The 26,884-nt window shown below is 55.4% G+C and carries 23 protein-coding genes and 2 riboswitches; of the genes, 11 read left to right on the top strand and 12 right to left on the bottom strand.

From position 1 onward, the window contains the following. Window positions 1-97: 97 nt before the first annotated feature. From TH25_RS15180 to TH25_RS15155, 6 genes are all read right to left on the bottom strand, one after another. Window positions 98-1,048 carry a protein phosphatase CheZ gene (locus TH25_RS15180; RefSeq protein WP_114089193.1) on the bottom strand — a complete coding sequence of 317 codons (951 nt, stop codon included), beginning with the start codon at window positions 1,046-1,048 and terminating at the stop codon, window positions 98-100. A 216-nt stretch (window positions 1,049-1,264) separates the two neighbouring features. Then, a complete protein-coding gene (gene gcvPB, locus TH25_RS15175; RefSeq protein WP_114089192.1) occupies window positions 1,265-2,767 on the bottom strand; it encodes an aminomethyl-transferring glycine dehydrogenase subunit GcvPB in 1,503 nt (500 codons plus the stop codon). Beyond that, a complete protein-coding gene (gcvPA, locus tag TH25_RS15170) occupies window positions 2,764-4,119 on the bottom strand; it encodes an aminomethyl-transferring glycine dehydrogenase subunit GcvPA (RefSeq protein WP_114089191.1) in 1,356 nt (451 codons plus the stop codon). Before gcvPA ends, gcvPB begins: the two co-directional genes overlap by 4 nt. After that, window positions 4,119-4,496, bottom strand: coding sequence for a glycine cleavage system protein GcvH (gene gcvH, locus TH25_RS15165; protein WP_114089190.1), 378 nt, complete (start codon window positions 4,494-4,496; stop codon window positions 4,119-4,121). Before gcvH ends, gcvPA begins: the two co-directional genes overlap by 1 nt. A 67-nt stretch (window positions 4,497-4,563) precedes the next feature. Then, window positions 4,564-5,679, bottom strand: a complete 1,116-nt coding sequence (gene gcvT, locus TH25_RS15160) for a glycine cleavage system aminomethyltransferase GcvT (RefSeq protein WP_114089189.1) — start codon at window positions 5,677-5,679, stop codon at window positions 4,564-4,566. Between the two features lie 58 nt (window positions 5,680-5,737). Continuing rightward, a riboswitch (glycine riboswitch) is annotated at window positions 5,738-5,849 on the bottom strand. Window positions 5,850-5,852: 3 nt separating this feature from the next. Then, window positions 5,853-5,956, bottom strand: a riboswitch (glycine riboswitch). A 122-nt stretch (window positions 5,957-6,078) separates the two neighbouring features. Then, window positions 6,079-6,633: a hypothetical protein gene (locus TH25_RS15155; RefSeq protein ID WP_114089188.1), complete on the bottom strand. Its 555-nt coding sequence runs from the start codon at window positions 6,631-6,633 to the stop codon at window positions 6,079-6,081. A 373-nt stretch (window positions 6,634-7,006) separates the two neighbouring features. Between TH25_RS15155 and ispH the strand changes: the two genes are divergently transcribed. From ispH to TH25_RS15135, 4 genes are all read left to right on the top strand, one after another. Continuing rightward, window positions 7,007-7,954: a 4-hydroxy-3-methylbut-2-enyl diphosphate reductase gene (gene ispH, locus TH25_RS15150; RefSeq protein WP_114089211.1), complete on the top strand. Its 948-nt coding sequence runs from the start codon at window positions 7,007-7,009 to the stop codon at window positions 7,952-7,954. Between the two features lie 14 nt (window positions 7,955-7,968). Further along, complete coding sequence (locus tag TH25_RS15145) at window positions 7,969-8,943, top strand: homoserine kinase (protein WP_114089187.1); 975 nt, start codon at window positions 7,969-7,971, stop codon at window positions 8,941-8,943. A 3-nt stretch (window positions 8,944-8,946) separates the two neighbouring features. Continuing rightward, a complete protein-coding gene (gene rnhA / locus TH25_RS15140; RefSeq protein WP_114089186.1) occupies window positions 8,947-9,390 on the top strand; it encodes a ribonuclease HI in 444 nt (147 codons plus the stop codon). A gap of 225 nt (window positions 9,391-9,615) precedes the next feature. Continuing rightward, window positions 9,616-12,033: a putative bifunctional diguanylate cyclase/phosphodiesterase gene (locus TH25_RS15135; RefSeq protein WP_258549175.1), complete on the top strand. Its 2,418-nt coding sequence runs from the start codon at window positions 9,616-9,618 to the stop codon at window positions 12,031-12,033. A 15-nt stretch (window positions 12,034-12,048) separates the two neighbouring features. Here the strand turns inward: TH25_RS15135 and TH25_RS15130 are convergent, their stop codons facing one another. Beyond that, a complete protein-coding gene (locus TH25_RS15130; protein WP_114089209.1) occupies window positions 12,049-14,121 on the bottom strand; it encodes a protein meaA in 2,073 nt (690 codons plus the stop codon). Between the two features lie 253 nt (window positions 14,122-14,374). Between TH25_RS15130 and ccrA the strand changes: the two genes are divergently transcribed. The 3 genes from ccrA (at window position 14,375) to TH25_RS15115 (ending at window position 19,852) form a co-directional block, all read left to right on the top strand. Next, on the top strand, window positions 14,375-15,655 hold the full coding sequence (ccrA, locus tag TH25_RS15125; protein WP_114089185.1) for a crotonyl-CoA carboxylase/reductase: 1,281 nt from the start codon (window positions 14,375-14,377) through the stop codon (window positions 15,653-15,655). 239 nt (window positions 15,656-15,894) lie between these two features. Beyond that, window positions 15,895-17,562: an acyl-CoA dehydrogenase family protein gene (locus TH25_RS15120; RefSeq protein ID WP_114089208.1), complete on the top strand. Its 1,668-nt coding sequence runs from the start codon at window positions 15,895-15,897 to the stop codon at window positions 17,560-17,562. A gap of 178 nt (window positions 17,563-17,740) precedes the next feature. Beyond that, a complete protein-coding gene (locus TH25_RS15115) occupies window positions 17,741-19,852 on the top strand; it encodes a methyl-accepting chemotaxis protein (protein WP_114089184.1) in 2,112 nt (703 codons plus the stop codon). A gap of 85 nt (window positions 19,853-19,937) precedes the next feature. Here the strand turns inward: TH25_RS15115 and TH25_RS15110 are convergent, their stop codons facing one another. The 4 genes from TH25_RS15110 to TH25_RS15095 all read right to left on the bottom strand — a co-directional run bounded on the left by TH25_RS15110 (window position 19,938) and on the right by TH25_RS15095 (window position 23,856). Continuing rightward, on the bottom strand, window positions 19,938-21,278 hold the full coding sequence (locus TH25_RS15110) for a ferredoxin reductase family protein (protein WP_114089183.1): 1,341 nt from the start codon (window positions 21,276-21,278) through the stop codon (window positions 19,938-19,940). Window positions 21,279-21,475: 197 nt separating this feature from the next. After that, entirely contained in the window at window positions 21,476-21,928 is a 453-nt protein-coding gene (locus TH25_RS15105; RefSeq protein ID WP_114089182.1) for a hypothetical protein, read from the bottom strand. A 42-nt stretch (window positions 21,929-21,970) separates the two neighbouring features. Beyond that, the gene (locus tag TH25_RS15100; protein WP_114089181.1) at window positions 21,971-23,137 is read right to left on the bottom strand and encodes an adenosylhomocysteinase; all 1,167 of its coding nucleotides are present in this window, start codon (window positions 23,135-23,137) and stop codon (window positions 21,971-21,973) included. A gap of 272 nt (window positions 23,138-23,409) precedes the next feature. Further along, entirely contained in the window at window positions 23,410-23,856 is a 447-nt protein-coding gene (locus TH25_RS15095; protein WP_114089180.1) for a hypothetical protein, read from the bottom strand. Window positions 23,857-24,010: 154 nt separating this feature from the next. Between TH25_RS15095 and TH25_RS15090 the strand changes: the two genes are divergently transcribed. Next, a complete protein-coding gene (locus TH25_RS15090; RefSeq protein WP_114089179.1) occupies window positions 24,011-24,643 on the top strand; it encodes a hypothetical protein in 633 nt (210 codons plus the stop codon). Here the strand turns inward: TH25_RS15090 and TH25_RS15085 are convergent. Further along, on the bottom strand, window positions 24,637-24,912 hold the full coding sequence (locus TH25_RS15085) for a hypothetical protein (protein ID WP_114089178.1): 276 nt from the start codon (window positions 24,910-24,912) through the stop codon (window positions 24,637-24,639). The two genes, TH25_RS15090 and TH25_RS15085, sit on opposite strands and share 7 nt — an antisense overlap. 129 nt (window positions 24,913-25,041) lie before the next feature. Between TH25_RS15085 and TH25_RS15080 the strand changes: the two genes are divergently transcribed. From TH25_RS15080 to TH25_RS15070, 3 genes are all read left to right on the top strand, one after another. Then, window positions 25,042-25,239, top strand: a complete 198-nt coding sequence (locus TH25_RS15080; protein WP_114089177.1) for a twin transmembrane helix small protein — start codon at window positions 25,042-25,044, stop codon at window positions 25,237-25,239. Between the two features lie 66 nt (window positions 25,240-25,305). Next, window positions 25,306-25,893 (top strand): cob(I)yrinic acid a,c-diamide adenosyltransferase, encoded by a 588-nt coding sequence (locus TH25_RS15075; protein WP_114089176.1) that lies wholly within the window; start codon window positions 25,306-25,308, stop codon window positions 25,891-25,893. Window positions 25,894-26,126: 233 nt separating this feature from the next. Next, window positions 26,127-26,876: an electron transfer flavoprotein subunit beta/FixA family protein gene (locus TH25_RS15070; RefSeq protein WP_114089175.1), complete on the top strand. Its 750-nt coding sequence runs from the start codon at window positions 26,127-26,129 to the stop codon at window positions 26,874-26,876. The last annotated feature ends 8 nt before the right edge of the window (window positions 26,877-26,884 follow it).

The following is a 26,884-nucleotide window of genomic DNA, read 5'->3' as shown; positions in this document are numbered from 1 at the left end:
GCTACTGGATTTGAATGAGTCTGGACCCTAAATCGTTTCCCCTATCCGCACTTTATGGATATGTCCAAACCGGACACCCCAAAGCGCAATCGGACTTTTAATCAAACAATTTGTCGATATCGTCCTGGCTGATCCCCTCGCCTTCCATTTGCGGACCATTCAGAAGATCCGAATCCTCGGCCTTGGCAACTTCTTCTTCCTCTTCTGACATCGGCAAGTCGGCGAACGCATCCTCACCCCAGATCAGGATCATGTTGTGCACGCGTTTTTCAACAAATTCGAGGGTTTTGACCACCTTGTTGATGCGCTGGCCGGTAATGTCCTGGAAGTTACAGGATTCAAAAATCTTGGTGACGATAAAGGCGATCTGTTCGACATGATCGGCGACAAAATCGCTGGTGGCAGAGTTTTTCAATGTCATTGCCAGATCATCGATCTGTTCGGCCGATTCCAGAATGGTGTGGGTCGCCATTTCGGTATCCTTGACGATGGCGTCAAGCTCGCTCGCTGCTGTTACCAGCCGGTCATCGGTCGCCTTGGGATGGCGCAGGGCTGCAATCTGGATTTTGGCCTTGTGAATATGTTCGTTCATTTCCTCGATCTGACCACGGATCAGTTCAAGGTCATCGCGGTCCGGCTCGCTGGCACCGGGACGATTGGAATGCGAAGGCCGGCTTGAAACAGGTTCTGGCAAAACATCAACCGGTTCCGGACTTGCCGGTTCCGCCAGGGCCGAGGGCATATCGTCACGCGCAGGGTTCTGCCCGCCATCGCCCGTAACAACGGCACCATTTGCTATGGCGTTGCGCAATTGGGCCATCTCGGCGCGCATGGCACGAATTTCTTCAAGTATTTCCTGATTGCCACCGCCCCCCTGGGCCGGCAGCGCAACACTTGCCGGGGCAGAAGACACGGTTCCCCCGCCTGCCCCCATGCCAGTTTCAAGCGACGGATCAAAAAAGGAATCCGACCAGTCTTCAACAACAGCCCCCTGACGTTCGCGCAAACGTCGTTCGGCTGTAAAAACTTTCTGCACGGGACGCGTCATAACAGTCATATACCTCCACCGCGGACAAAATGTCCTGGTCTCCCACTCTCGCATTCAGGCGTTCGGTCTCCCCAACTGGACCGACCAATACAAACGCACACGGATTATAAGGGGCCAGATTGCGACGAGTCCAACGGGTTTCAAGATCAAGCCCTTGAAAAAGAACACCCCGGGCTTTCGACCGGGGTGTAAAAAGTCGCGCTGCCGCATTGCGGATCAAGCGTTTGACGGGCTCCAGCGCAAAATCGGTTTGCGCGCTGCTGCCGTTTCATCAAGACGGCGGCGCGGGGTCAGATAGGGGGCGTTTTTGAAGAATTCCGAATCACCCGCCTCTGCCTTGGCAACCAGTGACAGTACCGCGTCGCAGAACTGGTCAATCGATTCCCTGGTTTCGGTTTCGGTCGGCTCGATCAAAAGCGCCCCATGCACCACCAGCGGGAAATACATGGTCATCGGATGGAAGCCTTCATCAATGATGGCCTTGGCAAGATCCAGCGTCGAAACACCGGTCCCTTTCAGGAAATCATCATCAAACAGGGCCTCGTGCATGCAATAGCCCGGAAACGCGACGCTGAGTTTGGTTTTAAGACGTGCCAGCAAATAGTTGGCATTCAAAACCGCATCGCCCGATGCCTGGCGCAACCCGTCGGCCCCGTGGCTTTTCATGTAAGACAGGGCGCGCACAAACATGCCCATTTGCCCATGAAAGCCCTTAAGCCGGCCAAACGGCTTTTTACCGTCTTTTTCCTCGGCAGTTTCCACCAGATGGAAACCGTCTTCGGTTTTGACCACATAGGGAATCGGTGCAAACGGTGCCAGCGCATCCGAAAACACCACCGGCCCGGAACCCGGCCCACCGCCACCATGCGGGGTGGAAAAGGTTTTGTGCAGGTTGATGTGCATGGCATCAATGCCAAGGTCAGCCGGGCGGACACGGCCAACAATGGCATTAAAGTTCGCCCCATCGCAGTAAAAATAGCCACCAGCGGCATGAACCAGATCGGCGATCTTGCGAACGTCGCGTTCAAACAGACCACAGGTATTGGGGTTGGTCAGCATGATGCCAGCCACATCATCACCCAGCTTGGCTTCAAAGGCGGCCAGATCAACCCGGCCATCTTCGGTTGCGGGGATCGAGTCCACCGTAAAGCCACAGGCAGCAGCCGTTGCCGGATTGGTCCCGTGGGCCGATTCCGGCACCAGGACACGACGACGGTTTTCACCACGGGCATCCAGGGCGGCACGAATGGCCATCATCCCGCACAATTCCCCCTGGGCACCTGCCGCCGGCGACATGGCAATGGCGGGCATCCCGGTCAGAACAAGCAGCCAGTGCGCGCACTGGTCGATCAGTTCCAGCGCGCCCTGAACGGTGCTTTCGGGCTGCATCGGATGCAGATCGGCAATGCCGGGCAACCGGGCGACCTTTTCATTTAAACGCGGATTGTGCTTCATGGTGCACGAACCCAGCGGGAAGAAACCGGAATCGATCCCGAAATTCTTCTGGCTCAGGCGGGTGAAGTGACGCACTACCTGCGGTTCGGACAGCCCAGGAAGGCCGATTTCGCTATTTTCATCGCGGGCAAGACCACCGAGGCGGCTTTTGACCGGTGCCGGATCCGGCAGGTCAACGCCGCTGCGGCCCGGTTCGCCCATCTCGAAAATCAGTTTTTCTTCAATAACAAGGCCACGATTGCCGGTATGGGTCTGAAACGTCATGCCAGCACCTCCTTTAAGGCGGCGGCAAGGGCCGCAATATCGTCATCGGTGTTGGTTTCGGTTGCAGCAACCAGCATATACTGCCCCAGATCGTCGCGGTTCGGATACAGGCGCGACAATGGCACACCGGCCAGAATGCCACGTGCGACCAGGGCTTCGACCACTTCGGCTGCCGGTTTTGCCAGCTTCACGGTAAATTCGTTAAAGAAGCTGTCATTAACCACCTCAACCCCGTCAACCGCATCCAGCGCATCGGCGGTGGTCACGGCGCGTTCATGGTTAATGGCGGCCAGCTTGCGATAACCATCTTCGCCCAGAAGGCTCATATGCACGGTGAAGGCCAGCGAACAGAGCCCTGAATTGGTGCAAATGTTCGATGTCGCCTTTTCACGGCGAATATGCTGTTCACGGGTCGAAAGGGTCAGCACAAAACCACGCTTGCCATCCTGATCGACGGTTTCGCCACACAGGCGACCGGGCATCTGACGGACAAGTTTGCTGGTGGTGGCAAACAGACCAACATACGGCCCGCCATAACCCAGCGCGTTACCAATGGACTGGCCTTCGCCGCAAACGATGTCGGCCCCAAAGCTGCCCGGCGATTTGATCGCGCCAAAGGCAACGGCTTCGGTAAAGACAACAACCAAAAGCGCGCCCTTGGCATGGCAGGCTTCGGCCAGTTTGGTGTGGTCTGAAAGGCGGCCGAAAACATCCGGGTACTGCACGACAACACAGGCGGTCTGATCATCGATCAGATCGTCAAGTTCATCGGCGGTGGCCTGGTGTTCGGGGTGACCATCGCGACCGGCAACCTGGGTATCGCTGTACTGGCAATAGGTTTCGGTCACTTCGCGATAATGCGGATGCAAACCGCCCGACAAAACCGCCTTTTTCCGACGGGTCGCCCGGCAGGCCATCAGTACGGCTTCGGCACAGGATGTTGCCCCATCCCACATCGAGGCATTGGCAACATCCATATCGGTGATGGAGGCCACCTGGGTCTGGAATTCAAACAGATATTGCAGGGTACCCTGGGCAATTTCCGGCTGATAGGGGGTGTAGGCGGTCAGGAATTCGCCACGCTGAATGATGTAATCCACCGTGGCGGGAATGTGGTGGCGATAGGCCCCTGCGCCAAGGAAACTGGGGGCGGATGCCGTCCCCATGTTTTTGGCAGCAAGTTTCGCCATATCGCGTTCGACCTGCATTTCACCCTGATGGTGCGGCAGATCGACCGGCTCCTTGAGCAACGCGCCTTCGGGCACATCGCAATAAAGTTCATCGACCGAGCCCGCCCCGATGGTTTCCAGCATCGAGGCGCGGTCAGCCTGGGTCAACGGAAGGTAACGCATCAGTCCTCCAGACCTTCGACAAATGCCTTATAGGCAGCTTCGTCCATCAGATCATCAAGCTGGGACGCATCGGACAATTTGATCTTGAAGAACCAGCCATCATTTTCCGGCGATTCGTTGACCAGTGCCGGGTTGGCATCCAATTCTTCGTTGGCTTCGACAACTTCGCCATCCACCGGTGCGTAAACGTCGCTGGCGGCCTTGACCGATTCAACAACAGCGGCATCGCCATCCTTGGCAAGCTTTTTGCCGATTTCCGGCAGTTCGACATAAACGATGTCGCCAAGGGCCTGCTGGGCATGGTCGGTAATGCCGACGGTTGCCACATCGCCGTCGATTTCCAGCCATTCATGTTCTTTGGAGAATTTCTTAGCCATTTTGATTTGTCCCTGCAAATTTGGTTGTCTGTGTAAATCCTGGTGCGGGTGGGCAGCCAAAGCTGCCTTAGCCGCGGAAATAGCGATGCGGGGCAAAAGGCAGCGCGACGATTTCCGCCGGGCGGGCCTTGCCACGGACCATCAGGTCCACCTTGGTGCCGGGCTTGGCAAATTCGATTGCGACATAGCCCATGGCAATCGGCGCATCCACGGTGGGGCCAAAGCCGCCACTGGTGATTTCACCAATTTCGTTTCCTTCCTGGTCCAGCACAGCGGTATGTTCGCGCGCTGGCGCCTTGCCTTCGGGTTTAATCCCGACGCGTTTACGATCCGCCCCGTTGGCAAGCTGATCAAGAATAATGTCAGCCCCCAGAAAACCACCCTCTTCGCGGCGGCGTTTATTGATGATCCAGTTCAGATCACCTTCCACCGGGGTGGTGGTGGTATCAATGTCATTGCCATACAGACACAGACCGGCCTCAAGGCGCAGGGAATCGCGGGCGCCAAGACCAATCGCCTCCACCTCGTCTTCGGCCAGCAGCAGGCGGGCCAGTTTATCGGCATCCGAATCCGGCACGGAAATTTCATATCCGTCTTCGCCCGTATAACCCGAACGGGTGACAAAGCAGGGAATCCCGGCAATATCGATTTCGCCAAAGGACATGAATTTCATGGTCGCAACGTCGGGCGCAAACCGGGCCAGCACATTGGCGGCTTCCGGCCCCTGCAGGGCCATCAGGGCACGATCGGTCAGTTCAACCAGTTCCACCCCGTTATCAAGGTTGGCGCGCATGTGGACAATATCGTCATCCTTGCAGGCCGCATTGATGACCAGAAACAGGCTGTCGCCCGCATTGGTGATCATAAGGTCGTCAAGGATGGTGCCATCGTCATTGGTAAAGGCGGAATAACGGGTGCGGCCCGGTTTCAGAAGGGCAATATCACCAGGCACAAGCTTTTCGAGCTCCGCCACGCGGTGTTCCCCGGTCAGGCGCACCTGCCCCATATGCGAGACATCAAACAAACCGGCCTTGGCACGGGTATGCAGATGTTCGCCCTTTACACCCAGCGGATATTGCACCGGCATGGCATAGCCCGCGAAGGGCACCATTTTGGCACCCAGTTCCACATGCAGATCATAAAGGGCTGTTTTCAGCAGGTTTTCAGCGTTTGGGTCCGCCATCAGGCTCTCCGTGACAGTCGTTGAGAAATATAGCCGACCAGTGGCCAACCACATCCCCCTCTGTCTTGGAGCCTGAAAGAATCACCCTGCGAGGTGGCAAAATGCCACCGGCAATAGCTTACATCTTCGGCGAGGCATACATGACACATCATGCCGCCTGCTTTCCAGAGTCCCATCTCCCTGCGGTCCATGATGCCTGAGAGTTTCCGGGGTGGTTGCTCCTTCGGCGTCCGCGCACCATTGTTAAATGATCGCGGAACTCTCCCACGGGGATCACTTGGGTATGGCCCCTTATACGGATAACAGGACGATTGCACCAGTCAAAACATTAGAAATGCGTCACCGGTTTAAAAAAATTCCAAACGCCCTGTTCCCGATCAGGATACCCTCAACCGCCAGTTACTTTTCAAAACGGCGATTGTAATCCAGTTGCGCACGGGTCAACTGGAAGCCCATGTAAATTTCGTAATTCGGCCCGGAATTCACATCGGACAGCGGCACATGAAGGGCCACCTGCTCGTCCGTATAGCGCACCCGATTGGCATCTTTCGGGAAGGTCAGATTGACATCAAAAACCGATTTCTGAACAAATTCGCCCGCCGGATTTTTAAGCGCGACAAAATATTGCAGTTGCTGGGTCCGGTCCTTTGCCGCCGGCCCCATCTGGGCGGTAAATTGCGGGCTGATCAGAATATCAAGCTGCTTGTCTTCAAGGTCATAGCTGCATTCGCCTTTATAACCTTCCATTTCCGCACCAAAAACCACATCGGTCAGATCCCGCCCCTGGGCACTGAATTCGGTCAACTGGGCGGTATCACTAGGCAAAAAGGCACGCGGGCAGGCCGGAACCGGTGTTTCGTCAAACGGATCCGAACCACAGGCTGCCAGACCGGCAGCCGCCATCAGAACCACACCAAGCGCACTTGCGCGCCGCAGATTGCATGCAATCGTCATCAAAGCCTCATTGATCAGACACGCCGAAGTCAGCACCCGGCACCGGTAGTTTGCCGCAGTCTATGCTGTTGATCTTTCCGGCACAACCCGTTGCAGCAACAATGTGGAGGCAATTTCCGCCCCCAATATTCCCCGCAGGAGGGCACCTGGCCCCCGGCCTGCCCACACCATTGCCGCGCCGCCCTTCGTTTTTCCCGGCCCGGGGCATTACAACTGGCAAAATTGCCCGGGTTCCAAGCGCAATTACCCCCAATTACCGCCAATATTAAAACGTCCCATCATTGCACCTTTGGCACAGGCGCGTTATGTAACGCAAAACAGCTTTCAACAGGATGCCGGTATATTCGGCATTCCGATCATTCGAGGCGGACCCATGCCCGACAAACCAGACCTGGATATTCTTCTGGCCAACCCGCGCGGCTTTTGCGCCGGGGTAGACCGCGCCATCGAAATTGTCGAAAAGGCGTTGCACAAATATGGTGCGCCGGTTTATGTCCGCCACGAAATTGTGCACAACAAATTCGTCGTGGATCGCCTACGCGATATGGGCGCTGTGTTTGTTGACGAGCTGGATGCCGTGCCCGATGGCGTGCCCGTCATTTTTTCCGCCCACGGTGTGCCCAAATCGGTGCCGGAAAATGCCGAAAAACGTGCCCTGCATTACCTGGATGCCACCTGCCCGCTGGTATCAAAGGTCCATCGCGAGGCCGAACGCCATCACAATGAAGGCAAGCACATTTTGCTGATTGGTCATGCCGGGCACCCCGAAGTCGTCGGGACAATGGGACAGTTGCCCGAGGGCAGCATGACCCTGATTGAAACCGAAGATGATGCCCGCAAGGTTGCGGTCGGCGACCCGGAAAATATCGCCTTTGTCACCCAAACGACCCTGTCGCTGGATGACACCGCCAAAATGATTGCCATTTTGCAGGAACGCTTCCCGGCCATTTCGGTGCCGAAAAAGGAAGATATCTGTTATGCCACCACCAACCGCCAGCACGCGGTCAAAATGATTGCCGAACGCGCCGACGCAATTTTGGTGTTGGGTGCGCCCAATTCATCGAATTCCAACCGCCTGGTTGAAGTGGCCCGGCGCGAAGGCTGTGCGGTTTCGGTTTTGGTGGAACGGGCACGCGACATTGACTGGTCAAAACTGGAAAATATCAAAACCCTGGGCATTACCGCCGGGGCATCGGCCCCCGAAGTGCTGGTCGAGGAAGTGATTGAAGCCTGCCGTGAACGGTTCAATGTAACTGTTGAAACCATTACTCTGACCGACGAAAACGTGACCTTCAAACTGCCCCGCGAACTTGCCAGCTAAGGAATTGCCCGCCGATGGCCGTCTATACCGATGTATCCGATGAAGATATCGCCCGTTTCGTTGCGGAATATGACATCGGCAAAGTGGTTTCCTTCAAAGGCATTGCCGAGGGTGTTGAAAACACCAACTTCCTTTTGCATACCGATCAGGCACCCTTCATCCTGACCCTGTATGAAAAACGCGTAAATCCCGACGACCTGCCGTTTTTTCTGGGCTTGATGGACCATTTGTCATCAAAGGGCCTGAACTGCCCGACCCCGATTCATGGCACCGACGGTGTTGCGCTCCGCCGCCTGTGTGGTCGCCCGGCGGCCATTACATCGTTTTTGCAGGGCATGTCGCCCCGCCGCGTTTTGCCCCATCACTGTGCGGGACTGGGCGATGCGCTGGCGCAATTTCATCTGGCCGGGCAGGATTTTGACAATTACCGCGCCAATGCCCTGTCGGTCAAATCCTGGCGACCATTATTTGAAAGTTGCGGCAACGGGGCCGACGACATCATGCCCGGCCTTTCCGCCATGATTGCTGCGGAACTGGATTATCTGGAAACCAACTGGCCGGCAAAGCTGCCTGCCGGGGTCATCCATGCCGACCTTTTTACCGATAACGTCTTTTTCTTTCCGGGGCAGGAAGAGGTTTCGGGGCTGATCGATTTCTATTTTGCCTGCAATGATTTACTGGCCTATGACATCGCGATCTGCATGAATGCCTGGTGCTTTGAACCCGACAACAGCTTTAACGTAACCAAGGCTCAAAACCTGCTGGCCCATTACACCCGCACCCGCCCACTTGGGGCGGATGAAATTGCCGCCCTGCCGGTTCTGGCGCGCGGATCGGCTTTGCGGTTTTTGCTGACCCGGCTGTATGACTGGATCAACACGCCCGAAGGTGCGCTGGTAACACCCAAAGACCCGCGTGAATATATCAGCAAGTTGCGCTTTCACCAAAAGGTGACATCGCCCGCCGCCTATGGCATCGGCGATTTGTAAGCCATGAGCAATGATAACACCAACATTGTCACAATCTTTACCGACGGCGCCTGCAGCGGCAATCCCGGCCCCGGCGGCTGGGGTGCTATTTTGCGCTATAAGGGTGTTGAAAAGGAAATGTCGGGCGGTGAAACCGAAACCACCAATAACCGCATGGAACTGATGGCCGCGATTTCCGCCCTGGAAGCCATCAAACGCCCCTGCCAGGTCGAAATCTATACCGACAGTTCCTATGTGCGTGACGGTATTACCAAATGGATTTTTGGCTGGCAAAAACGCGGCTGGAAAACCGCCGACAAAAAGCCGGTCAAAAATGTCGAACTCTGGCAGCGCCTGCTGGACGCAGCCCGCCCGCACAAAATTGAATGGCACTGGGTCAAGGGCCATGCCGGTCATCCGGAAAACGAAAGATGCGACGAACTGGCCCGTCTGGCGGTTCCAAAATAGAATTTCAGCTTGTCCAAAACCACCGATAAGTTGAAAAATTTATGCAAATGCAAATAGCTATGATGAAGTGAGGAAGTTTTTTATTCGTAAGATTGAAATATATGTCTAAAATCGGTCTTGTGTTTCACTAGCAAACAGGATTGAGATAGAACAATCTACGGATGTGTAGTTATATACATCCAAATCGGGGGGACGACTGACCAGAAGGTCAGGCAGGAGGGACAATTGCCGCACGGGTCGCATGGCTTTTTGCAGCGTAAATCGCTGAGTAGCAGGTTGCTGTTTATCGCCCTGCCGCTCGCGACCCTGTGCTGTTTGATCCTGTTTGTCATTTTCGGGTATGCCAGCTATATCGTGCTGCGCGACGATCTGAATGAAAAGATCGAACAAACGGCCGATATCAATGCCCGCGTGCTGGCAACACCGTTCTGGTATCTGGATGTCGACAATATCGAATCCGCCCTGAACGCCATGAGCCGTGACCGCGACATTGTTGCCGTGCGTGCGCTGGGTGCTGATGGCACCGAATTTGCCCGGACCGGGGCCTCGCAGGCCGAACTTGGCGATACCTTGCGCCTGTCGCGCCGGGTTTATTTTGAACGCAATAATGTGCGTCACGATGTTGGCGAACTGGTCATCTATTTTACCGAAGCCCGTGTGCGCGAATTGCTGTGGCGGCGCATCGTCATTGACCTGATCCTGTTTGGCCTGCTGATTGCCGTGGTCGCGGCCAGCCTGCTGATTGCCAATCAACGTTCGATCAAGGAACCACTTTCAAGGCTGTTGCATTCCATCCGCATGACCAAACATGGCCGCCTGCGACGCCCGGTGGAATGGAACAGTGACGATGAACTGGGTCTGCTGATTCGCGAATATAACGAAATGGTGACGCTTCAGGGCCAGGCCCAGGAAGAAGCCCAACGCAAACAGGCCCTGCTCGAAGCGACCCTTCACAATATCGGCCAGGGAATATGCCTGTTTGACCAGGATCTGAACCTGATGGTGTGGAACGAACGCTATATCGAGCTTTTGAATCTGCCGCGCGATCTGGTGAAGGAAGGAACGCCGCTTTCCGATATTTTGCGCTTTAATGGCGAACGCGGCGAATATGGCGAGGTAAGCATTCCCGCCCTGATTTCCGACCGGGTTGCCATTGCCCGACGGCGCGAACCCTATCGGATGGAGCGCACCCGCCCCAATGGCCGCGTGGTGCAGGTGGACCACAATCCCATGCCCGGCGGCGGTTATGTTGCCACCTATACCGACATCACCGAACGCAAACAGACCGAAGCCCGCATGCGCCACCTGGCCGTGCATGACGTGCTGACCAGCCTGCCCAACCGCACCCTGTTTCTGGACCGGTTGCGCCAGGCGCTGTTGTCCGCGCGGCGGTTTCAGCGGGGTGTGACGGTTCTGTTTGTTGACCTGGACCGGTTCAAGGACATCAACGACCATTTCGGTCATGATGTTGGCGATTTGATGATTCAGGAAATGGGGCAGCGCCTGTCGCGCATTATTCGCGATTCCGATACCGCCGCGCGCCTTGGCGGAGACGAATTCGCCATCATCCAGACCGATGTACAAAACATCGAAGACACCATCGTTCTGGCCCAGCGCATTATTGATGAACTGGCCCATCCCTTTGACTGCCGGGGCATTCGCCTGCATTCAACCGCCAGCATCGGCATTACCCTGTTTCCCGAAGACGGCGACAACCCCGAACAACTGGTTAAAAACGCCGACATGGCGATGTATGCCGCCAAGGCCGAAGGGCGCAATAATTACCGGTTTTTCCTGCCGTCCATGCACGAACGGGTCAAGGAACGCAAAACAATCGAAGAAGATTTGCGCAATGCGCTGGAGCATGACCAGCTTGAACTGTTTTACCAGCCCAAGGTCGATTGTCTGTCGGAGAAAGTGGTGGGTGCCGAGGCGCTGGTACGCTGGAACCACCCGGAACGCGGCCTGATTTTACCGGGCGACTTTATTTCCGTTGCCGAAGAATGCGGCCTGATCAACAAACTCGGGGCGTGGGTTCTGCGCGAGGCCTGCAAACAAACCCAGATCTGGCGGGAAAACGGCATGCCGGAACTGCGCATGGCGGTAAATCTGTCCCCCGCACAGTTCCAGGATGCCGATTTGCTGCGCACCGTAACCCGGACAATTGAAACAACAAAGCTGCCGCACGGGACGCTGGAACTGGAAATTACCGAATCGATCCTGATGAACAATCCGGAGAAAGCCGTTTCCACCCTGAAGGAACTTAAAAAACTCGGCGTTGGCATCGCCATTGACGATTTTGGGACCGGTTATTCGTCGCTGAATTACCTTAAACGTTTTCCTGTCACATCGATTAAAATTGACCGTTCTTTTGTCAATGACATCAATGTCGATCAGGATGACAAGGCAATTGTCGATGCCGTTATCGGCCTTGGTCACAGCCTGCATCTTGCTGTCGTGGCCGAAGGGGTCGAACAGGTCGAACAACTGCAATATCTGCAAAACAAGGGCTGTGATTTCATCCAGGGCTTTTTGTTTTCACGACCCTTACCCGTGCGCGATTTTGAAGAATGGGTCCGGGATCGTCGCGAAAACCACGCCGCCCCGCCCCTATCTACCAGCATACCAAACGATCACGACTGAACATTTGCTGCGTTCTTAGTAAATCGCGACATTTTCGGTGGGTTTGGCGCTGGCATCATCGATATTGTGGCCGGCATATTGCGTCACCCTACCATCAACCAGGCCCACCATATCGGCCATAATCCCGGCAAGCTGGTAATCCTTGGGGGTATAAACCGCCGCAACCCCCATTTGACGCAACACCAGCATGTCCGATTCGGGGATAATACCGCCAACAACAACGGGAATATGCCCGGCCCCGGCATCGCGCAGGCCCCGCACCACATCACGCACCAATGCCACATGCGAGCCCGACAATATCGACAGGCCGACAATATGCGCCTTGCGTTTCAGGGCATTTTGCACCAGATCGTCAGGCGTCCAGCGAATACCATCATATAACACGTCAATGCCCGCCTCGGTCGCCTTCACGGCAATCTGTTCCGCCCCGTTTGAATGGCCGTCCAGCCCGGGTTTGCCGACCAGCATTTTCATGCGTGTGCCCAGCTTTTGCGACACGGCATCCACCTTGCCACGCAGATCGGTCATTTTTTCATCCGCACCATCATCTTCGCCCAATATCAGCGATGTAACCCCGGTAGGTGCCCGATATTCGCCAAAAACATCGCGCAAAACCTGTGACCATTCCCCCGTCGTTACCCCGGCATGGGCACAGGCAATGGACGGTTCCATGATGTTTTCGCCCTGCCGTGCGGCGCGGGCAAGATGTTCGAGGCTTTGCTGAACCGCGGCATCGTCCCGTGTCGCACGCCATTGTTCCAGTTTGGCGATCTGGTCCTGCTCGGCCATGTCATCGACCGTCATGATCGACTGAATGCCTTCTGCGGTTAACGGCGAGGGTTCGGTTTCAACAAAGGCATTCACACCCACAATGCGGGTCACGCCATTTTCAATGTCGAACAGGCGTTTGGCATTGGCCCGTACCAGTTCGCCTTTCATATAACCGCTATCCACCGCGGCAATCGCCCCGCCCATCGCATCGATCTTGCCAAGTTCGGCCCGTGCGCCCTCTTTCAGGGTGGCAACCTTGCGCTCAATCGCCGGGTTGCCATCAAACAGATCCTCATATTCCAGAAGGTCGGTTTCGTAAGCCATAATCTGTTGCAGGCGCAGTGACCATTGCTGGTCCCACGGGCGTGGCAGGCCCAAGGCCTCGTTCCAGGCGGGAAGCTGCACGGCACGCGCCCGGGCATTTTTTGACAATACCACCGCCAGCATTTCGATCAGGATGCGATACACATTGTTTTCTGGTTGCTGTTCGGTCAGCCCCAGCGAATTGACCTGCACGCCATAACGAAACCGGCGGTATTTTTCATCGGCAATGCCGTACCGGTCGCGGGTGATTTCATCCCACAATTCGCAAAAGGCCCGCATCTTGCAAATTTCGGTGACAAACCGGATGCCCGCATTCACAAAAAACGAAATCCGCCCCACCACCTTGGCAAAGTCATCTTCCGGCACCTGGCCCGATTCGCGCACGGCATCCAGAACGGCAATTGCCGTTGCCAGGGCAAAGGCCAGTTCCTGTTCCGGCGTCGCGCCGGCTTCCTGCAAATGATAGGAACACACATTCATCGGGTTCCATTTGGGAATTTCGCGATAGGTAAAGGCGGCCACATCGGTAATCAGCTTCAGGCTGGGCGCGGGCGGAAAAATATAGGTCCCGCGCGACAGATATTCCTTGATGATGTCGTTCTGGGTGGTGCCCTGCAAATCAGCCCGCTTCACCCCCTGCCGTTCCGCCACGGCAATATATAATGCCAGCAACCAGGCCGCCGGGGCATTGATGGTCATGGACGTGTTCATTTTATCAAGCGGGATGCCCGCAAACAGGGTTTCCATATCGCCCAGATGCGATACCGGCACCCCGACCTTGCCCACCTCGCCACGTGCCAGCACATGGTCCGAATCATAGCCCGTCTGTGTGGGCAGGTCGAACGCCACCGAAAGCCCGGTTTGCCCCTTTGCCAGGTTTTGCCGGTAAAGCGCATTGGACGCGCTGGCCGAGCTGTGCCCGGCATAAGTGCGAATCAGCCAGGGGCGGTCGCGTTCCGGCGATGTTGCAGTGCGTGTGCGATCAGATGACATGGCGGCCTCGCGTACATTTGTTACCAGAATGCTTTCCGAAAATTTCACGAAAACGTTCTTAAATTACCCACTAGACATTTACTGGGTAATTATATAACAATTTGTGCATCGCGATAAAAGAGAAATTACGCAAGACAGAAAAACCAACGCGTTAGGCACCATCGCCATCGAAGACTCGCCGGTGTGTCACTAGCGCCCAAACCGCCAAGCCGCCATCCCGTGCCCTACGCGGCCCGAAAAAGGAGTGAAGGCCATGAATACAGCCGCTGAAGTCATTTCATACCCGGGTGGACCGGACGTCAAAGACCTCTATGAGATCGGCGAAATTCCGCCGCTGGGCCATGTTCCCAAACAGATGTATGCCTGGGCGATCCGGCGCGAACGCCACGGCGAGCCTGATACCGCAATGCAGTGCGAAGTGGTGGATGTCCCCACCCTGGATTCGCACGAGGTCCTGGTGCTGGTGATGGCCGCAGGGGTGAATTACAATGGTGTTTGGGCCGCCCTTGGCAAACCGATTTCGGTTTTTGATGTCCATAACGAACCGTTCCACATTGCCGGTTCCGATGCGTCGGGCATTGTCTGGGCGGTTGGGTCGAAGGTGACACGCTGGAAGGTTGGCGACGAAGTTGTCATTCATTGCAACCAGGATGATGGCGACGACGAGGAATGTAACGGTGGCGACCCGATGTTATCGCCCACCCAGCGTATTTGGGGCTATGAAACGCCCGATGGATCGTTTGCGCAATTTACCAATGTGCAATCCCAACAGTTGATGCCGCGCCCCAAACATCTGACCTGGGAAGAAAGTGCGTGCTACACCCTGACCCTGGCAACCGCCTATCGCATGCTGTTTGGTCATCGCCCGCATATTTTGCGCCCGGGCCACAATGTGCTGGTTTGGGGGGCGTCCGGCGGGCTGGGGTCAATGGCGATCCAGTTGATCACCACGGCCGGGGCCAATGCCATTGGCGTCATTTCCGATGAAAGCAAACGCGATTTCGTGCTTGGCCTGGGGGCCAAGGCCGTGATCAACCGCAAGGATTTTGACTGCTGGGGACAGCTTCCCACCGTTAATGGCCCGGAATTTGGCGCCTATATGAAAGAGGTGCGCAAATTTGGCAAGGCGATCTGGGAGATTACCGGCAAGGGGGAGGATGTTGACATTGTATTTGAACATCCCGGCGAACAAACCTTCCCGGTATCGTGCAACGTGGTCAAACGGGGCGGCATGGTGGTGTTTTGTGCCGGCACCACCGGCTTTAACCTGACATTCGATGCCCGTTTTGTCTGGATGCGGCAAAAACGCATTCAGGGCAGCCACTTTGCCAATCTCAAACAGGCTGCACAGGCCAACAAACTGGTGATCGAACGCCGCATTGATCCCAGCATGTCGGAAGTCTTTTCGTGGGACGACATTCCGCGCGCCCATATGCAAATGATGCGTAACCAGCATAAACCGGGCAACATGGCCGTTCTGGTCCAGGCCAAACGACCGGGCATGCGTACCCTTGAAGACGCGGTCGAAGGATAATCCCACAGGCGGGGATGGCGGCTTTCCCATTGGCCCTATCCTGATGCCCCTTCGATTGTGACAGGCGTGATCCTGCCGGAAATTCGCCCATTTCGGGCAGGATCACCCGCCTGGTCAAACCGGTATATCGCCCGACCCGCTTTAAAACGATCGTGTGATCAGCCAGAATATCGCCCGTTTCAACAAGCCCCGAACCCGCATCCAGATTGCGTGCCAGACAGGATAAAGCCATGAATGCCATGACAGACAATGCCCTGATCCCCGATTTGAAAGATCTTTGCGCCGGGGCGCTTGGCGCACTGGAACCGCTTTACGAGGTAACACGCGACGCGGTGAAAAAGACCGTATGTGAAAACGGCAAAATTGATGCCGGGCGCATGGAAGATCACCAGTTTGCCGCCCACGGCTTTGCCTGGTTTGCCACCTATACCAATGCGCTTCGGCAAATGAATGCCTGGGCCAACCGGCTTGCGGAACAGGGACGCCTGGGACGGCTGGAACAATTGATCACCCAGGCGGCATTTGGCGAATATCTGGCGCAAATTTGTGGTGGCATTGCCATGTCGCAGGGTGAAATCATCCGCCTTGGTGCCCTGGGAACACCCGAAGATGCCCTGGAAAATTTTGCCAAGAATGGCGCAGTCAAAACCCTGATCGCCCAGGGCAACAGCGATGCCACCCGCCGCGCCATTGCCGAAGAAATCAATGACAGCCTGGCAAGCGGCCGATTTGGCGATAGCGGCATGGAAGACGAAACCCTGGATATGGTGCGTGATCAGTTCCGCCGTTTTGTTGATGAAAAAGTCACCCCGCACGCCCATGGCTGGCACGAACGCGACGAACTGATCCCGATTGAAATCGTCAATGAAATGGCGGAACTGGGTGTATTTGGCCTGACCATCCCCGAAGAATTTGGCGGGCTGGGCATGGGCAAAACCGCCATGTGCGTTGTGACCGAAGAACTCTCGCGCGGATATATCGGTGTGGGGTCGCTTGGCACCCGTTCCGAAATTGCCGCAGAGCTTATTCGCCTGGGTGGCACGGATGCACAAAAGGAACATTACCTGCCCAAGCTGGCATCGGGCGAAATTTTACCCACCGCCGTTTTTACCGAACCCAATAACGGATCCGACCTTGCCAATCTGCGTACCCGCGCCCTTCGCGATGGCGACAGCTACAAGGTGACGGGCAATAAAACCTGGATCACGCACGCCGCACGGTCCGATTTGATGACACTTCTGGCGCGCACCAACCCCGATGCAGCCGGTTATCGCGGCCTTTCGATGTTACTGGCGGAAAAACCGCGCGGCACTGATGAAACCCCCTTCCCGGCGGAGGGCATGAGCGGTGGCGAGATCGAGGTTTTGGGCTATCGCGGCATGAAGGAATACGAGCTTAGTTTTGATGGCTTTACCGTTCCGGCGGAAAATCTGTTGGGCGGGGTGGAAGGCCAGGGCTTTAAACAATTGATGGCCACCTTTGAATCCGCCCGTATCCAAACCGCCGCCCGTGCCGTGGGTGTGGCGCAAAATGCGCTGGAAATTGGCATGCGTTATGCCCAGGAACGGGTGCAGTTTGGCAAACCGCTTTATGCCTTCCCGCGGGTTTACGGCAAAATCGCCTGGATGGTGGTGGAAACCATGATCGCCCGCCAATTGACCTATTTTTCCGCCGTCGAAAAAGACCAGGATATTCGCTGCGATATCGAAGCCGGGATGGCAAAACTGTTGGGCGCGCGCGTCGCCTGGTCCAATGCCGATAATGCCCTGCAAATTCATGGCGGCAATGGCTATGCCACCGAATATCAGATCAGCCGGGTTTTGTGCGATGCCCGTATCCTCAATATCTTTGAAGGGGCGGCCGAAATTCAGGCACAGGTTATCACACGCGGACTTTTGGGCCGCTAACCTTACATTCATCGAACCGGGGCCAACTGGCCCAGACTTGCGGGTGCCGGGTTTTGGCATCCGTTTTTTTTGCATAGCCTAAAGTACAAAATGACTTTGGCCCCCATAAAGGGCTAGGCTGCATGACAAGAAAATGAATTACCGGGCGAAACCGGTAAATCAACAGGAGACGTTCCTCATGGATATTCGTCAGGCATCCCCCGGTGCTACTTCACAATCGCATGCGCTTGCCGCGTTTGACATTGTCGCGCCGCATTTAAACCAGATCGCACAGGAATTTTGCCAAGTCCTTGCCAATGCCGGCACATCCCCCGCGCCGGACCTGGGGGCATTAATGGCGGAATACTGGCAAAGCCTGCTGAGTGCCAGTGGACCGGAAACCATTGCCCGCGATTTGTCCAAAAATCCACTCGCAAACCTGTCCCCCTTACCATCGGCCACAACAATTATTGCCGCCTATGACGGCATTATTGCCAGTGCCTTGCGGCTGGTGGCCTCTCGCCTGCGTGCCAGCAAGGCACAAGCCTGCTGTGATGCCCTGCGCGGCATTTTTTGTACCGATATGGGGCACCTGCTGGCCCGTATCACAGCCCCCGCTTCTGGCGCCAATACCGGTGCGCACAGCGAAATACAGGCGATTTCGGAAATCATTGAACGCGAAACCGACAATATCATTTCCGAAGTCGGCTTTCAGGCCGGTCGCATGAAAGACGTTTCCCTGACGATGGAAACCGATTCGCGCGAATTATCCCAACTGGTGGAACGCATTACCGAAACCACCGGCATTGCCACGGGCAATATCGCAACCGTGGCCTCGGCGACCGACCAGTTACAATCCTCCAGCCAGGAAATCGCCCAGCGCATCCATCAAACCAGCGATATTTCCAGCCAGGCGGTGTCACGCGTGCAGGAAACAACCAGCACAATGGCAAGCCTGTCAGATACCGCCGAGGAAATTGGCAAGGTGGTTGATATCGTCAAACGTATTTCCGACCAGACCAAAATGCTGGCCCTGAATGCCACCATCGAGGCCGCCCGGGCCGGAGAAGCCGGAAAAGGCTTTGCCGTGGTCGCCAACGAGGTCAAAAATCTGGCGACACAAACTGAAAAGGCCATTTCCGATATTAACGACCAAATCAGGGCCATCCAGCAGGCAACATCAGGGGCCGTTGGCGCGATCGAGGGGATTGGCGGATCGATTGACGAGGTCAGCCGACTGTCGCAAGACATTTCCGATGCCATCCAACATCAAACCAGTGCGATAGAGGACATTTCAGCCAGCGCCAAGGAAGTTTCCAGCCACATGCAGGGTATTACCGACGATATTGGCACGGCCCATATCAAGGCCCGCAATGCCCGTGATACATCGGAAAACCTGCGCGGCCTTGCATCCACCATCCGCCAGGATGTAACGGAAATGGACGAACGTTTTCGGGCGGTTCTGCGCACCACCAACGCAACGGAACACGGCAAAGGCACGGCGGAATCCGTAACACACCGGCGCGTACCGATTGCGGTTGATATTGAACTGGACTTTGGCAAGGGCGACCGGCGCACGGGCGTTACGGCCGATATGTCAACGGCCGGTCTGCTCGCCCGAATTGACGCCAGTGAAAAAGATGCCGGAAAACCGGTTTCAATCACGCTTGAAAAGGACACCCGCCTGCATGGCAGGATCAAGGCCGTTTCAGGCCTGGGTGCCCATATCCAGTTTGACCAGCTCACACCAGAGGCCCACAGGGTGATTGACGACATGCTGGTCAAAACCCGCGCCCATGATGAAAAAATTGCCGAACTGGGCAAACCGCTGGCACAGCAACTGGGTAAATTGTTTGACGAGGCCGTGCGCAAGGGCGAACTGAAACTTGAAGATTTGATGCGCCCGAAATACCAGTTGATTGAGGGCACCGACCCCAAACAATTCACCACCCCCTTCCTGAATTTCACCGATGCCCATTTTGCCCCGTTGCAGGAAGCCGCCCTGGGCAAGGACTCGCATGTCGTGTTTGTCGCCGCAGTGGACCAGAATGGCTATCTTCCCACCCACAACAAGGCCTTCAGCCAGCCACAGCGCCCCAATGACCCGGTATGGAATATGGGCAATGCGCGTAACCGCCGCATTTTTGACGACCGCGCCGGGCTGATGGCCGCACGCAATACCAAGCCGGTTTTGCTGCAAACCTATTTTCGCGATATGGGCGACCGCGTGGTTTTCATGAAGGAATGCGACGTGCCGATCATGGTTAACGGCAAACACTGGGGCAATTTGCGAATCGGTTATCGCGCCTGATATCCAGCCACTTCCCCCCTGAATAATCAAACCGGTCGCAAAGCGGGAATGCTTTGCAACCGGTTTTTTATGTAATCAGCCGGTTTTAGCGGAACTCGAAAAGCTCCTGATGAAACCGCCTGGATGGCAGGCCATTGCCCGTCAAATCACGATAAAGGGCATTGCCAAACTGACGCGGCCCGCAAAACCAGAAACTGGCACTTTTCCAGTCCGCCACATCGCGACGCAATCTTGCGCCGGTCAATAAATCATCCCGTCCGTCAACGATGATATGCAATGTCACACCAGCCTGCCGGGCCAGCATTTTAAGACGGGCCGAAAGTGTTTCATCCTCAACCGGAATGGCATGATAAAGGTCGATATTCTGGCGTTGTTCGGCGGGCAGTTCGGCCAGTTCCTTCAGGCGAGCAAGAAACGGGGTGATGCCAATGCCACCGCCAATCCAGACCTGGCGGTTTCCCCGTGCATCAAAAGTAAAGGCACCATAGGGGCCTTCGATTCGGGCACGGGTCCCGGCCTGCAAATGGTCGGGCAAGGCACCCGTATAATCGCCCAGGGCCTTGATCAATATGGTAAGACGACGGTCCCCGGCATTCCAGGGTGTTGCAATGGTAAAGGGATGTGCGCCTTCCTGCCGATCAAAGGTGACAAAGGCGAACTGCCCTGCCCGGTGCCCCTGCCAGCCCTGATCCACCTTCAGGGTTACTTCCAGCGATTTGATGGCCGGGAAATATTCGGTTTTTTCAAGTGTCGCAATGGCCGTGGATTTACGCCCGACACGGCCGGTTAGCACCAAAACGGCACTATAGGCCCCTGCTGCCAAAAACACGGCCAGCAACACGCCACCTGCCCCGGCCCAATCGTCAAAGTTAAACAGAACCACCGCATGGAACACCAGGGCCAGATAGGCAAACGCAATAAATTTATGGGTTTTGGCAAACCAGCGATATGGTACCAGTTTGACCAGTGCGATCACCATCAAGGCAACGGCAATATAAAAGCTCCATTCGCCAATCCCCTCGGCCAAATGACGCTGCGATGCCAGGAATTCCTGTAACAGGCTCCAGCCCTCCTGCGAGGGACGCGGCGGACGCCTGAAATCCAACAGTCCGAGTCCCTTCAACCATTTGGGCGCCTCTTTCCACAGCCAGTGAATGACCGCCAAACTCAGTGCGGCAATACCCAGCCATTTATGCAAGCGATATGTTTTATCGAGCCCGCCCACATAGGGTTCAAGCCATTTGGGCCGGGTCGCAAGGATCATGATCAGGCTCATGACCGAAATCGCCATCACCCCGCTCAGCTGCAAAAACTGATTGCGCAGCAAAATGACATTTTCCTGCTGCCAGAAATACAGATGTTCGGCGACCCACAGGCCACCAATACCGACCAGAAAAAACCAGAAAATCCATTTTATCGCACGCATGATTGTGTCCTTTGCCCCTGAATGGCCCCGCCTGAAACAGGCCGTTGCCCATAGGCCGGTTAAACCACATCACGGTCGCAGAATTATGCCTGATTAAGGAAAATTTGTAATAAAATGTATCAGTCAAGTATCTGATATTGCGAATGTTTTTAAGAAACATTCCAGCCTTGATGCAAAGCTGTTGCACCGCACCCGTTTCAGGCGATTTCGCCAATATCAACCCGGTCAACATCGCGCTTGAGAATGCGTTTATAGGCGATTAAGTGTGATCGGGCCATAACCGGGATACTCAAGCCCGCAATGCTGCGATACTCGGCACTGGTATAATCAATTTCCAGCGGACACCATTCGCCGCTGGCACCATTTTGAATAAGCGGGCGATCATCGCTGCCAACTTCGATTTTGATGCCATCATAAACAAACTGCACATAGGTCAGATCCCACCCTGCTTCGCGCTGGCGCATGGCGGGTTTGCGAATATGGTCGCGCAATTCGTCCACCAGCGGTGCGAAATTGGCCGCCGGGATAAAAAGGTCAATATCATTTAACGGACGCGTCCCGCCATAGGCCTGCACGGCCAGCCCACCGCAATAAAGCCGCAGGCTCCCGGCATGGCAGAGTCTGTCTTCGATCCATTCCAGTGCTTTCATCAGGTCCTGCGGCCTTTTGCATGTGTATTGCGGTGATGGGGCCTAGCTGTGCGAGGCCAGAATACGCTGGGCGATTTCTACTTCCAGATCAGCCGGATAATCCCAGAAGCCGGGTTTGAACGATGCCGCCCCGCCCGATGCCAGCCAGTCAATGCCGCGCAACAAAATGGCCGAAAACGGGTCAAACAAATCCTTGCCCGAACCACCCATGCCCGGTGCAAGGTTCAGCAGGCTGCCGCGATTTAACAGGTAAACCTGTTTGTTTTCATCAAGGTCAAACCGTTCGATGTGGCGGCGCATACGGGTGCGCGGCAGGGTATCAAGCCAGGCCACATCAATTTCGGTATTGGAATGACCAACATTGACCAAAACCGCCCCGCGCCGCACCTGTGAAAGCTGCGCCTTGCCCAAAATCCCCGAAAGTCCGGTCGCCGTTACGATAATGGCATTGTTTTTAAGGCCGGTTTCAAGATCCACCACCGCACAACCATGATGCTGGGCCTCCAGCGCACGCACCGGGTCGCGTTCAGCCACCGATACAACCGCACCCAAATTGCGCGCCCGTTCGGCCACGCCGCGCCCGACCGGGCCAAAACCAATCACCAGCACCGTGCGGCCATACAGGGCAAGACCCGTAACATTGGAAAAGACCGGCCACATTTCCTGGGCAACATGGTGGCGGTTATGCAGGCGATCCTTAATCGCAATATCGTTCCAGTTAAACACCGGAAAATTCAGCGCCAGCTTTTCAACCCGGTGCACACCGGTTGTGGTGGCTTCCAGCGCGCCTTCCACCTTGTGGCCTTTTTTCACGAACGCTTCGATCAACTCGCCGCCCATATCGGCGATAATATCGGCGGGCTCATCGCTTAAAATATCAATGCTTTTGGCATATTCGTCGGGTGTCATGCCGGAAAAGGCATGCACCTCCACCCCGTTTGCCGCCAGATAGGCCGCTGCCGCATCATCGGTGCTATCGGGGTTGCAGGCGCCAACCTTTACCCTTGCGCCTGCCTGCACAAAAGGCAGCAGGGTGGGAATGGTATCTTCCAGCACATGCTGGAAACTGACGATGGTTTTGCCCCGCAGGTCCCGCTTGGCAACATAGCGGCCATAAGCCGCGGTAACCGGGCAAATCACCTCGCGCCAGGCAAGGGTTTCGGGGGTAATATTGGCTGCCAGGGCAGCATCCTTAATGCGGCTGGTCATGGTGTGGGGCCCATATAAAATTGATCCTGCCGCCTTGGTAATCGCTTCGTTCCGGAATGAAAAGCATCCAGATCATACCAGGCCGAAAATCAGCCGGTCCTCAAACGCAATTTTGGCAAATCCCATCGCACAGGGGCATGTCGCCCTTTGCCAAGCTGCCCCGCTATTTACATCATCAGAATTGCGACAGCCAAAAACACACCAGGACAGGCCCGTTTTGCGAGACGATTGGCAATGACCCGCTGCCCGGCCGGATCATTGCCCAGGCAACCCTATCCCCGGTTGACGCTGAAAATATTGGTGAGCGCCCGACTGGACAGGCCATAAGTCTGGCGAATTTCCTCGCGGTTCATCCCCTTGGAATAATCGCCCATAATCATGGCGCGACGAATGGATTCCGACACCCCCCACGGTGACGGAATTTCAACATAGCCACTGCTGCTGGAAAAATGCAAAATCCGGTCATGCAACCTATGCGAGATATTCAAATCCATTTTCCGGGCCAGATCGGCCCGGTCATTTTTCAGATATATCTTGCGCCCTCCATGCTGGTAAATAAACTCCAGCGCCACACGAAATCCAAAATCCTCGATCAGTTCCGCCACAAGCCACGGCATTGAAGCCATTATCAATGAACGGTTTTCGTTAAATAACTGCTCCAGCTTCGCAAATGCCACCTGATCGTAAATCGGAAAACCCTTGAATATATAACGGTCCATTTCACTGCCCCTGGTTATGGTTTCCACCTCCGACACATTAGAAGTATTTAGAGACTAACCTCAGTGGAACTATTCCCGTTATACGCGCAATTCGTTAACGCTATTTCTTTCTGCGAGCAAAATGCTCAGACAATAAATTTTTCAGGAGCACATCATGGATTTCACCCTCACCCTCAATATCGATCCCAAGGACCTCGACACCATCAATGGGGCGCAGCAGAAAGTCGCACTGGCAAAACCGGTTAGCAATTCTTCGGCAAATGTGATCTGGGTGGCCTTCGATCCGTTCGAGAGCAATACCATTCAGTGGTCGGAAGAATACTGGATCTATGCCTCGACGGCATCGGCGGGCAAAAATGGCGAAAAAATCACCAAACTGTCCGAAGTCCAGCCTGGCCCGGCCATGACGGGGTCGGTCTATACCTTCGGTCAGACCGCAACCTTTAGCGAGCCGGTGAAGAATCCCGCGATCGGGTCCGGGACGTTTGCCGCCCAGAACGACATGCCCTATGACAAATATCCCGCTCTGACCTTTGGCCTGTCCCAGACCGCCCAGGTCAACCAGCAGATCCAGGACCGCAAACCGATTTCCGCCACGTCGGTTCTGGCCACCCAGCAGATCCAGGCAACCCCTTACACCTATGTCTATATCTGGCTGGAAGGCCATTTTGAAAGCTCGACCATCGTCACCGATGTGACCGGCAAACAGTCGGTCGCAAAATTTGGCGGCGGCACAAACCAGATCGAAATGTCCTATGACGGCAAAAGCGGCCTGTTTCATCAATAATTAGCGGCAGATTTTTTCAACGAATAAACCGGGGCCGTCCCCTGCCCCGGTTTTATCTGCTCGCAACAATCATGGTTGCAAAACACGGGCAAACAAACCTGAAGCCAGCGATCCCCCACGCTGGCTTCTTTTTCGTGTCCGGCTTTAATTTCGGCAGTGTCACCGACCTTATTAAAGGTGAAAATTTCAATGACCCAAGCCGTTAATGCAGGAATTTTTATCTTTCCGTGACAGCAAACCTTGCCCTGCCCGACAGATTGACGCAGCATACCCGACCGGCCCCTGCCAAATGGATGGCGCAGGCACCATATTCCTGCACCATCCCGACACCGGGCCAGGCACCTTGCTGAAATACCGCGCCAGATTACATATCAGGCAGGTCTTAACGGAGATGAGAGATGGCAGCGTTTTTGCAAATCGGTGTTTTGCTGGCGATGGCGGCTGTCGGCATCATTCTGGTGCTGGGTATTGTCACAATGGCCCGGGGCAAAAGTGCACGCACCTCCAACAAGCTGATGCAATGGCGCATCATCGCCCAGGCTGGTGCCATCGTCCTTCTGCTCATCCTTTCAGTCCTCGCCATTGGGCATCACTAGGGCAGAATGCTTTGCTTCTGCCGGTAACGGGTTCATCGACAAACCAACGGAAAACATTCCCACAACATGGTTCAGCTTACACGCATTTACACCAAATCAGGTGACAAGGGCAAAACCGCCCTGGGCAACGGAAAACGGGTTGCCAAAAACCATATTCGCGTTGACGCCTACGGCACGGTGGATGAAACCAATGCCGTTATCGGGGTCGCCCGCCTGCACAGCGCCGAACATGGCGATCACGAAAACATTGATGCCATGCTTGCCCGTATTCAGAATGACCTGTTTGATCTGGGGGCGGATCTGTGCACGCCCGGCGACGGTACGGATGACAGCCCCGATCAACCGGCCCTGCGCATTACCGCCCGCCAGACCGAACGGCTGGAGCAGGAAATTGATGCCATCAATGCCGGGCTTGCGCCGTTAAAGTCCTTTGTCCTGCCCGGCGGCAGTGCCCTTGCCGCACAATTGCATGTCGCGCGGACTGTCTCGCGCCGGGCCGAACGCCTGATTGTCGAACTGTCCGAAATGGAAACCATCAATCCCGAGGCCGTCAGATACATCAACCGTTTGTCAGACCACATGTTTGTCCTCTCGCGCTACGCCAATAATGGTGGCAAAGGCGATGTTTTGTGGCAACCGGGTCTGACACGATAATGAAAAGATGGACAAAACCTCTATTCATGGCTGATTTTGTCCCTTATCAAGATGGACAAGCATCAGATATGTTTAGTAAAGAAGTTATCGTTAACGTTAACCTCTTTACGTAAATTGACAATCCTGTAGATGGCAATTATTGTGCATCGCAGGGAAAACAGTAACACCGGGCATATCGGGCTTTTCGGGCTGATATGCTCATTGGTTAGACAACAAAAACGAACAGGTCTGTCATGAAGGTTCTTGTCGCCGTTAAGCGCGTTGTGGATTACAACGTCAAGATCCGTGTCAAACAGGACCAGTCAGGCGTTGAACTCAACAACGTCAAGATGTCCATGAACCCGTTTGACGAAATTGCCGTTGAAGAAGCCGTCCGCCTGAAAGAAGCCGGTACTGCCAGTGAAGTGGTCGCCGTCTCCCTGGGTGTGAAGCAGTCCCAGGAAACGCTGCGCACCGCCCTGGCAATGGGTGCGGACCGCGCCATTCTGGTTGAAAGCGACGACGAATTGCAGCCGCTGGCCGTTGCCAAGCTGTTAAAGGAAGTTGTGGCCAAGGAAAGCCCGGATCTGGTGATCCTGGGCAAACAGGCCATTGACGATGATGCCAACCAGACCGGCCAGATGCTGGCCGCATTGCTGGGGTGGCCGCAGGGCACCTTTGCCTCCAAGGTTGCCATTGCCGATGGCAAAATGGATGTCACCCGTGAAGTTGACGGCGGCCTGGAAACGGTGAAGCTGGACCTTCCGGCCATTGTCACCACCGACCTTCGCCTTAACGAACCGCGCTATGCCTCGCTTCCGAACATCATGAAAGCGAAAAAAAAGCCGCTTGAAACCATGACACCGGCCGATCTTGGCGTTGAGACGGCACCGCGCCTCAAAACGCTGAAGGTAACGGAACCGCCTGTCCGCGAAGCGGGCATCAAGGTGGGCGATGTTGCCGAACTGGTCGACAAGCTTCGTAACGAAGCCAAAGTAATTTAAGCGGGGGC

Origin of the sequence: Thalassospira profundimaris (assembly GCF_003326755.1) — a bacterium.
GTDB classification, from domain to species: domain Bacteria; phylum Pseudomonadota; class Alphaproteobacteria; order Rhodospirillales; family Thalassospiraceae; genus Thalassospira; species Thalassospira profundimaris_B.
The sequence above is the reverse complement of the archived record's forward strand: the minus strand, read 5'-3'. Positions and strand labels throughout refer to the sequence as shown.